Source organism: Streptomyces sp. 2P-4 (genome assembly GCF_030167965.1).
Lineage (GTDB): Bacteria > Actinomycetota > Actinomycetes > Streptomycetales > Streptomycetaceae > Streptomyces > Streptomyces globosus_A.
This window is the reverse complement of the sequence record NZ_CP095011.1, coordinates 5,865,691-5,878,473: the sequence shown is the minus strand read 5'-3', so window position 1 is coordinate 5,878,473 and position 12,783 is coordinate 5,865,691. Positions and strand designations below refer to the sequence as shown.

Annotated in this window: 14 protein-coding genes; 6 read left to right on the top strand and 8 right to left on the bottom strand. The window is 74.7% G+C overall.

Going from position 1 to position 12,783, the window contains the following annotated elements; genetic code table 11:
* The first annotated feature begins 40 nt into the window (after positions 1–40).
* The 3 genes from MUK52_RS26160 to MUK52_RS26150 all read left to right on the top strand — a co-directional run bounded on the left by MUK52_RS26160 (position 41) and on the right by MUK52_RS26150 (position 2,968).
* Positions 41–814, top strand: a complete 774-nt coding sequence (locus MUK52_RS26160; protein ID WP_284580574.1) for a glycerophosphodiester phosphodiesterase family protein — start codon at positions 41–43, stop codon at positions 812–814.
* Positions 815–881: 67 nt separating this feature from the next.
* A complete protein-coding gene (locus MUK52_RS26155; RefSeq protein WP_284580572.1) occupies positions 882–2,270 on the top strand; it encodes an MFS transporter in 1,389 nt (462 codons plus the stop codon).
* A 323-nt stretch (positions 2,271–2,593) separates the two neighbouring features.
* Positions 2,594–2,968 (top strand): RNA polymerase-binding protein RbpA, encoded by a 375-nt coding sequence (locus tag MUK52_RS26150; RefSeq protein WP_007262928.1) that lies wholly within the window; start codon positions 2,594–2,596, stop codon positions 2,966–2,968.
* Positions 2,969–3,106: 138 nt separating this feature from the next.
* Here MUK52_RS26150 and fxsA read toward each other — a convergent pair whose 3' ends face one another.
* The 4 genes from fxsA to MUK52_RS26130 form a co-directional block, all read right to left on the bottom strand.
* Positions 3,107–3,697: an FxsA family membrane protein gene (gene fxsA, locus MUK52_RS26145; RefSeq protein ID WP_114056692.1), complete on the bottom strand. Its 591-nt coding sequence runs from the start codon at positions 3,695–3,697 to the stop codon at positions 3,107–3,109.
* 85 nt (positions 3,698–3,782) lie between these two features.
* Positions 3,783–4,649 carry a polyprenol monophosphomannose synthase gene (locus MUK52_RS26140; RefSeq protein WP_284580536.1) on the bottom strand — a complete coding sequence of 289 codons (867 nt, stop codon included), beginning with the start codon at positions 4,647–4,649 and terminating at the stop codon, positions 3,783–3,785.
* A gap of 290 nt (positions 4,650–4,939) precedes the next feature.
* Positions 4,940–6,583: an amidohydrolase gene (locus MUK52_RS26135; RefSeq protein ID WP_284580534.1), complete on the bottom strand. Its 1,644-nt coding sequence runs from the start codon at positions 6,581–6,583 to the stop codon at positions 4,940–4,942.
* A gap of 90 nt (positions 6,584–6,673) precedes the next feature.
* Positions 6,674–7,114 (bottom strand): Lrp/AsnC family transcriptional regulator, encoded by a 441-nt coding sequence (locus MUK52_RS26130; RefSeq protein ID WP_162793337.1) that lies wholly within the window; start codon positions 7,112–7,114, stop codon positions 6,674–6,676.
* 218 nt (positions 7,115–7,332) lie between these two features.
* Here MUK52_RS26130 and MUK52_RS26125 point away from each other — a divergent pair, with 218 nt between their 5' ends.
* The gene (locus MUK52_RS26125) at positions 7,333–7,773 is read left to right on the top strand and encodes a hypothetical protein (protein WP_114056695.1); all 441 of its coding nucleotides are present in this window, start codon (positions 7,333–7,335) and stop codon (positions 7,771–7,773) included.
* Between the two features lie 157 nt (positions 7,774–7,930).
* On the top strand, positions 7,931–8,173 hold the full coding sequence (locus tag MUK52_RS26120; RefSeq protein ID WP_284580531.1) for a hypothetical protein: 243 nt from the start codon (positions 7,931–7,933) through the stop codon (positions 8,171–8,173).
* A gap of 69 nt (positions 8,174–8,242) precedes the next feature.
* Here the strand turns inward: MUK52_RS26120 and MUK52_RS26115 are convergent, their stop codons facing one another.
* The 4 genes from MUK52_RS26115 to MUK52_RS26100 form a co-directional block, all read right to left on the bottom strand.
* Positions 8,243–9,415 carry an acyl-CoA dehydrogenase family protein gene (locus MUK52_RS26115; RefSeq protein WP_114056697.1) on the bottom strand — a complete coding sequence of 391 codons (1,173 nt, stop codon included), beginning with the start codon at positions 9,413–9,415 and terminating at the stop codon, positions 8,243–8,245.
* A gap of 273 nt (positions 9,416–9,688) precedes the next feature.
* The gene (locus tag MUK52_RS26110; protein WP_114056698.1) at positions 9,689–9,841 is read right to left on the bottom strand and encodes an SCO1431 family membrane protein; all 153 of its coding nucleotides are present in this window, start codon (positions 9,839–9,841) and stop codon (positions 9,689–9,691) included.
* Between the two features lie 204 nt (positions 9,842–10,045).
* Positions 10,046–10,483, bottom strand: a complete 438-nt coding sequence (locus MUK52_RS26105) for an SPW repeat protein (protein ID WP_114056699.1) — start codon at positions 10,481–10,483, stop codon at positions 10,046–10,048.
* A 106-nt stretch (positions 10,484–10,589) separates the two neighbouring features.
* A complete protein-coding gene (locus MUK52_RS26100) occupies positions 10,590–12,014 on the bottom strand; it encodes a C39 family peptidase (RefSeq protein WP_284580525.1) in 1,425 nt (474 codons plus the stop codon).
* 132 nt (positions 12,015–12,146) lie between these two features.
* On the opposite strand from MUK52_RS26100, the gene MUK52_RS26095 reads away from it, so the two are divergent.
* The gene (locus MUK52_RS26095) at positions 12,147–12,782 is read left to right on the top strand and encodes a uridine kinase family protein (protein WP_284580523.1); all 636 of its coding nucleotides are present in this window, start codon (positions 12,147–12,149) and stop codon (positions 12,780–12,782) included.
* The last annotated feature ends 1 nt before the right edge of the window (position 12,783 follow it).

Genomic DNA, 12,783 nt, shown 5'->3' with positions numbered 1-12,783 from the left:
AGGGCGGCGGTCCGGGCGCCGGAGGAGGCATACTGCGGCGGTGACAGACGCACCCCTTCGCCACCCTTACCTGGACCACCCGGGCCCGGTCATCCCCTTCGCCCACCGGGGCGGCGCCGCGGACGGGCTGGAGAACACGGCCGCGGCGTTCCGCCGGGCCGCCGACGCGGGCTACCGGTACTTCGAGACGGACGTGCACGCCACCGCGGACGGGAAGCTGGTCGCCTTCCACGACGCGACGCTGGACCGGGTCACCGACGGCCGGGGCCGCATAGCCGAGCGGTACTGGAAGGATCTGCGGGCGGTGCGGGTGGGCGGCAGCGAGCCGCTGGTGCTGTTCGAGGAACTGCTGGAGGAGTTCCCCGCGGCCCGCTGGAACGTCGACGTGAAGGCGGAGTCGGCGCTGCATCCGCTGCTGAACCTGATCGCGCGGGCGCGGGTGTGGGACCGGGTGTGCGTGGGCTCGTTCTCGGAGGGCCGGGTGGCCCGGGCGCAGCGGATGGCGGGGCCGCGGCTGGCGACGTCGTACGGGGTGCGCGGTGTGGTGGGGCTGCGGCTGCGCTCGCTGGCGATCCCGGCGGCGCTGCGCGCGGGCGCGGTGGCGGCGCAGGTGCCGGAGACGCAGGGCGGCTTGCGGGTGGTGGACCGGCGGTTCGTGCGGACGGCGCACGCGCGGGGCCTGCAGGTGCACGTGTGGACCGTGAACGAACCGGAACGCATGGAGGCTCTCCTCGACCTGGGAGTCGATGGCATCATGACCGACCGGATCGACATCTTGCGCACGGTGCTGGACCGGCGCGGGGTCTGGGCCTGACGGCCGCGGGCCGCCGCGTCAGCGTTCCGGGTGCCGTGCGGTGACGGGGACCAGCGAGGGGGCGCCCATGAGCGCGCAGACGGCAGACGGGGCGGATCCCGCCGCCGAGGGCGGCAGAGCGGCGACGGCGGCGAAGGAGGCCGCCGGGCGCAAGCGCGAGCAGCAGGGCTGGTACTTCTACGACTTCGCGGTGTCCGTGTACTCGGCGAGCGTGCTCACCCTGTTCCTGGGGCCGTACCTGACGTCGGTGGCGAAGGCGGCCGCCGACGCGGAGGGGTTCGTGCACCCGCTGGGGATCCCGGTGCGGGCGGGCTCGTTCTTCGCGTACTCGGTGTCCGCGTCGGTGGTGCTGGCGGTGCTGGTGATGCCGCTGGTGGGCGCCTTGGCGGACCGGACGGGCCGCAAGAAGCCGCTGCTCGCGGCAGCGGCGTACACGGGTGCGGTGGCGACGGCGGGGATGTTCTTCCTCGAAGGCGACCGGTACCTGCTGGGCGGGCTGCTGCTCGTCGTGGCGAACGCCTCGCTGTCGGTGTCGATGGTGGTCTACAACGCCTACCTGCCGCAGATCTCGACGCCGGACGAGCGCGACGCGGTCTCCTCGCGCGGCTGGGCCTTCGGCTACACCGCGGGCTCGCTGATGCTGGTGGCGAACCTGGGCCTGTACCTGGGGCACGACTCCTTCGGGCTGTCGGAGGGCATGGCGATACGGATCTGCCTGGCGTCGGCGGGTGTGTGGTGGGGGGCGTTCGCGCTGGTGCCGCTGCGCCGGCTGCGGGACCGGGGGGTGGTGCGGGAGCCGGGCGCCGGGCCCGCGGTCAGCGGCTGGAAGCAGCTGGTGGCGACGTTCAAGGACATGCGGCGCTATCCGCTGACGCTGTCGTTCCTGCTGGCGTACCTGGTCTACAACGACGGCGTGCAGACGGTGATCTCGCAGGCGTCGGTGTACGGCGCGGAGGAGCTGGGGCTGGAGCAGTCGACGCTGATCGCGGCGGTCCTGCTGGTGCAGGTGCTGGCGGTGGCGGGCGCGCTGGGGATGGGCCGGCTGGCCGGGCGGTTCGGTGCGAAGCGGACGATCCTGGGGTCGCTGGCGGCCTGGGCGCTGACGCTGTTCGCCGGATACTTCCTGCCGGCGGGCACGCCGGGGTGGTTCTTCGCGCTGGCCGCGATGATCGGGCTGGTGCTGGGCGGCAGCCAGGCGCTGTCGCGGTCGCTGTTCTCCCAGCTGGTCCCGGCGGGCAAGGAGGCCGAGTACTTTTCGGCCTACGAGATGAGCGACCGGGGGCTGAGCTGGATCGGGCCGCTGGTCTTCGGGCTGACGTACCAGGTCACGGGCAGCTACCGGGACGCGATCATCTCGCTGGTGGTGTTCTTCGCACTGGGTTTCGTGCTGCTGGCGCGGGTGCCGATGCGGCGCGCGGTGGAGGCGGCGGGCAATCCTGTTCCCGACCGGATCTGACGCGGATCGGGACACCTCCGCGGCGGGGCGGGAGGCCGGATGCGCATGCGAATTCCGAACGGATTTCGCCGTGGCGGCGCGTGGCCGGTAGTATACGCCTTTGGCCTGCCAGGCGGACCGTTACTGCGTGCTGCAGAAGTGAAGACGTTGGGTGACATCTGCTGCCAGATGTGACAAAACGGGCATTGGTGGGTACAACAAGGGGCGGCACGACGGGCGACGCATCACCCGGAGCGGGAATCTATACCGCCGACCGGACGTTGACCGGATGACGACGACAGCGACACCTGTCCTGTGGGCGACAAGCCCGGGAGGCACGATTCATGAGTGAGCGAGCTCTCCGCGGTACGCGGCTCGTGGTTACCAGCTACGAGACGGACCGCGGCATCGATCTGGCCCCGCGCCAGGCGGTGGAGTACGCATGCCAGAACGGACATCGATTCGAGATGCCGTTCTCGGTTGAGGCAGAGATTCCGCCGGAGTGGGAGTGCAAGGCGTGCGGCGCCATGGCACTCCTCGTGGACGGGGACGGGCCCGAGGAGAAGAAGGGCAAGCCTGCGCGAACGCACTGGGACATGCTCATGGAGCGGCGCACCCGCGAGGAACTGGAGGAGGTGCTGGCCGAGAGGCTGGCGGTCCTGCGTTCCGGCGCCATGAACATCGCCGTGCACCCGCGCGACAGCCGCAAGTCCGCCTGACGGCCGGACACGCAGTACGTACGACCCGAGGGCCCCCGCCACACTGTGGCGGGGGCCCCTCGGTTCTGCCCGGGCGGCGCGGTCGCGACCCGGGCCGGGCGCGGCCGGTCAGGGTGCGGCAGGTGAGGACGCGACCGGTCAGGGCGTCAGCGGCGGGCGCCGGCGGGGGCCCGGCTCCTGCGGCGCGTCCTCCCGGATCACCTCGCCGGGGACGACCTTGCCGTCGGGGTGATGGATGCGGGCCTGCTGGAAGGCGTCGGCGAAGGTGCCTGCCTGCGCCGCGTTCATCCGGCGCTCCAGCGAGCGCGCCGTCCGCCGGCCGATCCAGGCGCGGACGGGCGGCACCAGCAGCAGCAGCGCGGCCGCGTCGGAGACCAGGCCCGGCAGCATGAACAGCAGCCCGGCCAGCATCGTCAGGGCGTTGCCCGAGCCGGACCGGCGGCCCGCGGAGGGCTGCGCGGCCTGGGCCTCCGGCGAGGCCTGCGCCTGCTGGAAGGTGTCGGCCAGGTTCCGGAAGGCGCGGCGCCCGGCCCGCTTGACCACGACGGCGCCGAGCACGATGCCGCCCGCGACGATCACCGCGACCGCCGGCCCGCCCGCGGCGTCCGCGACGAGGCCCAGCAGCCAGATCTCCAGGATCAGCCAGGCGGCAACCGCAAGGGGCAGGAACGTACGGGCGGGCTTGCGCCGCCGGGCGGCGGCCGCCGGAGCGGGTGAAGAGCCGGTCATCATGGCATCCAGTGTGCCCGCAGCGGCGTAAGTGCGGCCTCAGCCGCAGGTCGGGGGCGTCCCCTAGGGGCCCGGCCCCGGCCGGTCAGGAGCCGTCGGCCTCCTCGGCGCGGCCCTTGCCGTGCCCCTTGCCGTGCCCCTTGCCGTGCCCCTCGGCGCGACCCTTGTCACGGCCCTTGTCACGGCCTCTGTCGAGGCCGGCCAGCTTGGCCGCGTGCGACTGGAGCCCCCACTGGGTGACCCGCCACAGCGCCTCGACGACGATGTCCCGGCTCATCTTGCTGTCGCCGAACTCGCGCTCGACGAAGGTGATGGGCACCTCCACGACCCGGAATCCGGCCCGCACGGCGCGGCGGGCCAGGTCCACCTGGAAGCAGTACCCCGCGGAGGCGACCTCGGTCAGGCCCAGCCCCTCCAGCGTCTCCCGCCGGAAGGCCCGGTAGCCGCCGGTCACGTCCCGGATCGGGACGTCCAGCATCAGCCGCGAGTACGTCGAGCCGCCGCGGGAGAGGAACTCGCGGCTCTTCGGCCAGTTGACCACCCGGCCGCCCGGCACCCAGCGGGAGCCCAGCACCAGGTCGGCGCCGGCCAGCGCGGTGAGCAGCCGGGGCAGCTCCTCCGGCTGGTGGGAGCCGTCGGCGTCCATCTCCACGAGGACGCCGAAGTCGCGCTCCAGGCCCCAGGCGAAACCCGCCAGGTAGGCGGCGCCGAGCCCTTCCTTGCCCTTGCGGTGCAGGACGTGCACGTGGTCGTCGCCGGCGGCGAGCTCGTCGGCGATCTTGCCGGTGCCGTCGGGGCTGTTGTCGTCCGCGACCAGGATGTGTGCCTCGGGCACGGCGGCCCGCACCCGGGAGACGATCGGCGCGATGTTCTCCGCCTCGTTGAAGGTCGGAATGATCACCAAGGCCGTGCCGAGCGGCCCCTGGGCCCGCTGTCCGCCGTCGCCGCTCACTGGGTCCGCCTTCGTGTGCTTGTACGTCCTGTCACAGAGAACGACTTTAGAACAGTGGCCGGGCCCCGCGGTCCTTCGGGCCGGTCCGGTGCCCGCCGCTGCCGGGCCCCGTGACCGTTGTCTACTGGACCGCAGGGCCCGGCCGGGCCACCGCCGCCCGGCGGACCTCCGTCGCCCCCGAGGCGCGGGCGCGTCGGGCAGGGCGGATCAGCGCGGTGCGGCCGTCCGGCGGTGGGCCCGGCCGAACCTATCCGGGACGGGCCCGCCGGGCCGAGCCGCTGCCCGCGGGATCACCCCTGTGGCCGTACGAAAACCTCCCGGCCGCCGACGACGGTGGCGAGGCAGACGGGCAGCTCGCGGCCGGGGGTCAGGTCGGGCAGGCCGGGCGTGCCGGACCGGGGGTCCGTGGACCAGCGGGCGACCCGGTCGTCGGGGGCCTGGACGACGAGCTCGCCGGTGCGCCAGACCGCGTAGTCGGCCGGCGCCCCGGGGACGAGGGTGCCCGCGCCGTCGCGGCCGAGGGCCCGCCAGCCGCCGCGCGTGTGCGCCGTGAACGCGGCGCGCACGGAGATGCGGTGCTCGGGGGTGCGGTGGAAGGCGGCCGCGCGGACGGTCCCCCAGGGGTCGAACGGGGTGACCGGGGCGTCGGAGCCGAAGGCGAGCGGTACGCCGGCCTTGAGCAGGGCGGCGAACGGGTTCAGCGTGCGGGCGCGCTCGGCGCCGAGCCGGTCCGCGTACATGCCGTCCTCGCCGCCCCAGGCCGCGTCGAAGGCGGGCTGGACGGAGGCGGTCAGGCCGAGCTCGGCGAAGGCCGCGATGGTGGCCGGGGTCATCATCTCGGCGTGCTCGACGCGGTGCCGGGCGGCGCGGACACGGGCGAGGCCGACCCGGTCGGCGGCGGCGCGGAAGCCGTCGACGACGGCGGTGAGGGCGGCGTCGCCGATGGCGTGGAAGCCGGCCTGGAGCCCCGCCTCGGTGCAGGCTGCGACGTGTGCGGCGATCTCGGCGGCGTCCAGGTAGCCCGTGCCGGTGTGGCCGGTGTCGGCGTACGGGCTGTGCAGGCAGGCGGTGTGGGAGCCGAGGGCGCCGTCCGCGAAGAGGTCGCCGGCGGCGCCGACGGCGCCGAGGGCCCTGGCCTGCTCCAGGTCCCGGTCGGCCCAGTAGCCGAAGACGCGGGGGCCGGGCCGCTCGCGGGCGAGGCCGAGCAGGCCGGTGAAGTCCTCGGCGGAGGAGATGTCGGGGCCGCCGCACTCGTGGACGGAGCCGATACCGAGGGAGGCGGCGTGGTCGAGGGCGGCGCGCTGGGCGTCGGCGCGCTGGGCGGGAGTGACGGCGGCGAGGGCGGCCCGGCGGACGGCATGGTGGTCGTCGCGGGTCAGCGGCTCGTCGCCGCGGGCGGTGACGGCGGGCACCAGGTCCAGCAGGGCGGTGGTCGCCACCGCGGAGTGGACGTCGACGCGGCTGAGGTAGAGCGGGCGGCCGCCGGCTGCCTCGTCGAGCTCCGCGCGGCGCGGCGCGCGGCGCTCCGGCCAGCGGGCGGCGTCCCAGCCGTGGCCGAGCAGGACGCGGTCGCCGGGGCGGCGGCCGGCGTGCTCGCGGACCAGGCGCAGGGCCTCCGCCAGGGAGGCGGCGCCGGTCAGGTCCAGGCCGGTCAGGGCGAGGCCGGCGGAGGTGGTGTGGACGTGGGCGTCGGTGAAGGCGGGTGTGACGAGCGCCCCGTCGAGGTCGACGACCTCGTCGACGCCCTGCGCGAAGGCGTCGGCGGCGCCTTCGGATCCGACCCAGGCGACGTGGCCCCGTTCGACGACCATCGCGGTGGCGAACGGGTCGGCGGGGCTGTGGACCTCGCCGCCGCGGAGGAGGACGGTGCGGTCGGGGGCCGGGCGGGCGGGTGCTCCGGCGGCGTCGGCGGAGTGGGCGGTGCGGTCAGTCATGGGGACAAGTCTCGCCGCCCCGCGCCGGCGCCTCGACCCCGCCCCCGGCACAGCGGCTGCCCGACCGCGCCGGTGCGGCGGCGCGGGGGCTCAGATGCGGGGCGGGCGGGCCTCGTAGGGGGTGGAGAGGACGACGGTGGTGCGGGTCGAGACGTGGGCGAGGGCCCGGAGGCGGCCGAGGAGGTCCTCCAGTTCGAGGGGGGTGGCGACCCGGACCTTGAGGATGTAGTTCTCGTCGCCGGCGACGCTGTGGCAGGCCTCGATCTCCGGTACGCCGGCGAGGCGCTCGGCGATGTCGTCGGGGGCGCTCGGGTCGAACGGCTTCACCGAGATGAAGGCCGTGAGGGGCAGCCCGACGGCCTCGGGGTCGACGACCGCCGCGTAGCCGCGGATGACCCCGCGCTGCTCCAGGCGGCGTACCCGCTGGTGGACCGCGGACGTGGACAGGCCGGTGGCCTTGCCGAGGTCCGTGTAGCTCATCCGACCGTCCCGCACCAGCAGATCAACGATCTGGCGGTCCAGCTCCTCCATTGCGCTCATAGCCGTTCAACCTACGGCCCGATGGGGTCCCCGGCACAGTGCTGCCGGCCCACAAGTGGCACCTGCGGCGGGCATGTGACCAAAGCCACAAGGGTATGCCCTACTGCGGCGGGTTGTCGTGGTTACTCGTGCCGTGCGGCGGGAAGTGCTCCGTGTGGCCGAGGCCGAAGAACATTGCCCGCCCGGCCCACCCAAGGGGGAGTACATCCATGCAGAACACCAAGCGCGCCGGCCGCACCGAGCCGGAGCCCCTCGATCCCGGCGGTCCCGGTTTCGCGGACGACGGCGAGGGGTTCGACGACGCCGAGGGCTTCGAGGTCCGCCACGCGGTCTGCCCCGACTGCGGCCAGTCGATCGCCCTCGTCGCGGACGAGGAGCACCTGCCGGAGCACGCCCTGTGCCTGACGCCGTGGAACCCGTTCGGGCTCACGGTCTGCGCGGGCACGGGCCGCCCGGTCGGCGAGGCGCCGGCGGCCGTGGGCGCGGGGGCGGAGGAGTCCCCGGAGCTGGAAGTCGTCATGCTGGCCCTGCCGCAGGGCCTGGACTGGCGTACGCAGCCCTTCTCGCACGTCGGCGGCCCGGGGTCGCGGCCGGTGCGTCCGGCGGCGCAGGTGCTGCCGCAGCGCAGCGGGCACGCCCAGGCGGCCTGAGCCCGTCGGCCCGGGGCCTCTCCGGCGCCCGGGCCGACGCGTCCCCGCGCCGGCGGCCGGCCGGCAGGCCCCGCTTCCGGACGGTCGGGGACGTCTCGAACGGATCCCCGGACTCCGCGTGCGATTACCCGTGCCCCGGCAGCGCGTTGGTCTCCGCATGAGCGCACTCGACACATCCGCGCCGAGAACGGGCCGGCGGCACGCGGTCCTCCACCGCTTCGAAGAATCGGTTCGGCAGCAGCGGCAGCAGCCGCCTCCGGACCCGCCCATCTACCGGGCGCTGATGGACCACTGGACGGCCGACGGCCGCACCCTCCCGGGCCGCCCGGACCCGGAGTGGACCCGCGTGGCGGCCTCCCCGATCTGGCCGACGGGCCCCCTCTTCGAGTCGCGGCCGTGACCCGTCCGCCCTGAGGGCGCCGCCCCGCCGCCCCGCCGCGCGCGGCGTGCGGCAGGGGGCGCGGTGGTGTCAGCGGGATTCGGGGCCGGCCAGGTGGCGGGCGATGACCACGCGCTGGATCTGGTTCGTGCCCTCGACGATCTGGAGGACCTTCGCCTCGCGCATCAGGCGCTCCGCCGGGAAGTCGGCGGTGTAGCCGTAGCCGCCGAGGATCTGGACGGCGTCGGTGGTGACGGCCATGGCGGCGTCGGTGCAGAACAGCTTGGCCATGGCGGCCTGCCGGGAGAACGCCTTGCCCGCGTCGCGCAGCCGCGCGGCGGCCAGGTACAGGGAGCGGCCCGCCTCGATCTTGGTCGCCATGTCGGCGAGCATGAAGCGGAGGCCCTGGAAGTCGGCGATGGGGCGGTTGAACTGCTTGCGGCCGAGCGCGTACGCGAGGGACTCGTCCAGGGCGGCCTGGGCGACGCCTATGGCGCAGGCGGCGATGCCGAGGCGGCCGGCGTCGAGGGCGGCGAGGGCGATGGTGAAGCCCTGGCCCTCCTCGCCGATGCGGCGGGCGTCGGGGACGCGGACGCCGTCGAAGTGGAGCTGGGCGGTGGGCGAGCCCTTCATGCCCATCTTCTTCTCGGGGGCGGCCGCGGAGAAGCCTTCCGCGTCGCCGGGGACGAGGAAGGCGGTGATGCCCTTGGGGCCCTCGCCGCCGGTGCGGGCGAGGACGGTGTAGAAGTCGGCGATGCCGCCGTGGGTGATCCACGCCTTGGTGCCGGTGATGACCCAGTCGTCGCCGTCGCGGACGGCCTTGGTGCCCAGGGAGGCGGCGTCGGAGCCGGAGGAGGGCTCGGAGAGGCAGTACGCGCCGAGCAGCCCGCCGCCGAGCATGGCGGGCAGGTGGGCGGCCTTCTGCTCCTTGGTGCCGTAGCCGGCGAGGCCGTGGCAGGCGAGGGAGTGGACGCTGACGCCGAGGCCGACGGTCAGGCGGGCCGCGGCCAGCTCCTCCAGGACCTGGAGGTAGACCTCGTAGGGCTGGTCGCCGCCGCCGAACTCGCCGTCGTAGGGCAGGCCCAGCAGGCCGGACTCGGAGAGCAGGGAGAAGACGTCGCGCGGGAAGTGCCCGGCCTCCTCCTGCTCGGCGGCGTGGGGGCGGATCTCCCGCTGGGCGATCTCTCGTACGAGCGCGAGGAGGTCCCGGGACTCCTCGGTGGGCAGCTGACGGTCCACCGGCTGCGGGGCGCGGTCGTTCATGGCGGCGCTCTCCTCCCTCGTCGGGCACGGCGGCGACGCGTGAGGTGTGGGACGCGCCGCCGGGTATCGGTGCTCTCACAGCCGATGGTGCCCTCCGGATCACGGAATGGGCAGCTCAGCGGATGCGGCGGTGTGAGTATGCCCGATCGGGGGCGTCCCGTCACCGGGGCAAGATCATCACGATTTCCGAACGGCCGCCCGAGGAGAGCGGCAGCTGCGGACACTCCGGGACGAACCCCTCGGGGGCCGGAGCGGCCGGGCGGGCCGGAGGTCTCAGATGAGGCCGAGCTGGGTGACGAACATGGCGACGACCACCACGAGGGTCCAGCCGAGGACGTGCTCCAGCCAGGAGGAGCCGTCCTTGGGGCCGCCGGTGCGGGCGAGGTTCCGGGCGGGGGCGTGGGGGGCGGCGCTGTGTGCGGTCATGCCGTCCAATGTGCCAGCGTTTGCGGCTTTCGCGGTAGGGAGGAGCGGCAGGGGTGGCGCGTATCACGCCGCCGGGCCCCGACCGGCTCGCGGTCGGGGCCCGGGACGGGGACGGGGACGGGGGACGGGGGACGGGGGACGGGGACGGTACGCGGCCGCCGGCCGGTGCCGGCCGGCGGGGGCGGCGTGCCGGTCGGGCGGCGGTCAGCGGCCCCGGGCGCGCGGTGTGCGTTCACGGCCCGCCATGGCGCTCATGGCGAGGGCGAGGAGCAGGGCCACGCAGCCGGTGATGACGTTGCTGACCACGCTGCGGGTGGTGTCGTTCGCGCCGGCGACGACCCACGGGGCCACGATCGTCCAGGCGCCGATCGCGACCGCCGTCCACGCCATGGCATGGGTGCGCTCGTAGGCGGAGCCGAGGCCGCTCATGCACAGGCAGTACGCCAGGCCGGCGATCAGGTTGTTCACCGCGAGGGCGGTGAGCACGCTGAATCCGGCTATCCACGGCGATGCCGCCAGGTAGAGGCCGGTGATGAGGGCCAGCGCCTCGACGGCCTGGGCGGCCGGGGTGCTGGTGACCCGCTCGAACCGGGAGCGCATCTCGGCGAGGTCGGGGTGGTGTTCGATGCTGTGGGTGGTCATGGTGGGCCGCCTCCTGTAGAAGACTTATGCGCCCTTTACTCCCTTATGGTGCGCTTGTCCTTTCTCCAGGTCAACGGCCGCTTTCCCACCCGAAGTCACAACCCGGTCACAGCACCCCGACCGCGCGCAGGGCCGTGACCTGCGCCGGGCTCGGGCGGGTCGGCGCGTACAGGTAGCAGACGCCCCCGGGCGCGGAGACCGCCTTGCCGGCCGCGTTGTACCGCTGCGTCCGCAGCCATACGTTCTCCCATTCCCGGCGGCGGTACACCCTGCGGACCGAGGGGTTGTCCGGGGAGTGCGGGTCGTTGGCGACGACGTCGCCGGACGCCGTCAGGCCGACGATCGTCATCAGGTGTCCGGCCGTCCCGTAGCCGGCGCCCGTCAGCTCGTCCGCGCGGAAGGACTGCGAGGTGATCACGGGGATGCCCGCGCGGAGGAGGGTCTCCAGGTCGGCGAGGGAGGACAGGCGGGTGACCACCGCCCCGATACCGCCGTACGAGGCGGCGTACGCGGCGTTGAAGGGCCAGTTCCCGCAGCCCTTGTAGGCGTGGTCGTACGTGGAGCGGGCGGCGTGGCAGACCTGCGGGTCGCTGTACGACGGGTCGACCCAGGCGAGGTCCGCGGGGGCGGGCCGCCTGCCCCAGAACTCCACGACCATCTGGGAGGAGGTCGGGCTGCACCACGCCTCGCCGCCGTTGTCGTACTCCGGATAGCGGCCGATGTGGACCTCCTGCGAGTAGCGCGGGACGGCCAGTTCCACCGCCGCCCCCGAGGGGACCGACGCCGGCACGGTGAAGCGGTCGGGCACGTCGGACGCCATCGCCCCGGCGAGCCCGACGGTCGGGCCGCGCCCCGAGCCGGGCTTGCGGTACAGGGTCAGGCGCAGCTGCCACGCCGTGATGCGCAGGCCCGCGGCGCGCGCCGGCGCGTCGACGGCGAGGGTGTCGGTCCACACCGTGGACCGGCCGTCGGTCTGCCCGTCCACGGAGGTGCGGCGGATGTCCGCGTCACCGGAGGCCCAGCGGCCCATCACGTACCAGGGGCTGGTGCCGCCGTCCCCGTACGTGGCGCGCAGCTCGATCCGGATCCAGGTGCCGGCCGGGGTGTGGGCGTTCCAGGAGGCGACGACCTCGGTCGCCGGGACGGCGGTGCGGTGCACGGGCGAGGTCCAGACGGCATGGTCCCAGGCGGCCTTGCGGCCGGTGTGCGGGTCGGTGTAGTCGGTGCGGCCGGCCGGGACGTCGAAGGCCAGGCTCCCGAGGGTGCCGGGCAGGGTCGTCGTGCCCCGGTGGGTGCCGGCGCCCCAGTGGCCGCGGGAGAACCAGAACCGGTTGTCCACGCTCCGGCCGGCCGCCGCCGCGGCCGGAGGGGCGCCGCCGGCGTCGGCGCCGGGCACTCCGGCCGGGCCCGCGGGGCCCGCCGGCTGCGCAGCCGCGGCCGCGGCCTGCGCCCTGCCGACGGGCACGGTCGCCGCGGCGGCCGCCGCGAGGGCGACGGCCAGCAGGGCCCTGCGTGGTGTGGGTGCGGTCATCGCGGACTCCCCCTGGTTCAGTACGGCGGAAACGGTCCTCCACCCTTGCAGTTCCCCGCTGCGGGATGTCGATGCCGCACGCCGTGTCGGGGAGGAAGACCCGGCCGCCGCGCCCGGCCGTAGGCTGGCCGGGTGGAGTCACAGCAGCCCCTCGCGTCGCTCGCCCGGCAGATCCGGGCGCTGCCGCCCTCGCTCGGACCGGTCCGCCTGATCGGCATCGACGGGCACGCCGGCTCCGGCAAGAGCACGTTCGCCGGGCGGCTCGCCGAGGCGCTGGGCGGCCCGCCGGTGCTCCACCTGGACGACGTCGCCACCCACCGAGAGCCCTTCGCCTGGCCCGACCGGCTGCGCGCCCAGGTGCTGGAGCCGCTCGCCGCCGGCCGGCCCGCCCGCTGGACCCCGTACGACTGGGTGGAGCGCCGGTTCGGCCCCGTACGGGTGCTGGAGCCGGCCCCTGTGCTGCTCGTGGAGGGGGTGGGCGCGGGCCGGCGCGCACTGCGGCCGCACCTGGCGCGGCTGCTGTGGATGGAGACCCCGCGCGCCGAGGCCTGGGGGCGCGGGCGCACGCGGGACGGCAGGGGGCTCTCGGACTTCTGGGACGGGTGGGAGCGCGCGGAGCGCGCGCACTTCTCGGATGACCCTTCGCGCCCCTTCGCGGACATCCTGGTACGCCAGAGCGGTACGGGATACGAGTGGTCTTCCGGGACGGGTGCGACCGCCGGAGGGACGGGTTCCGTCACCCAAGGTGACGGATTCCCCCAGGCCTGAG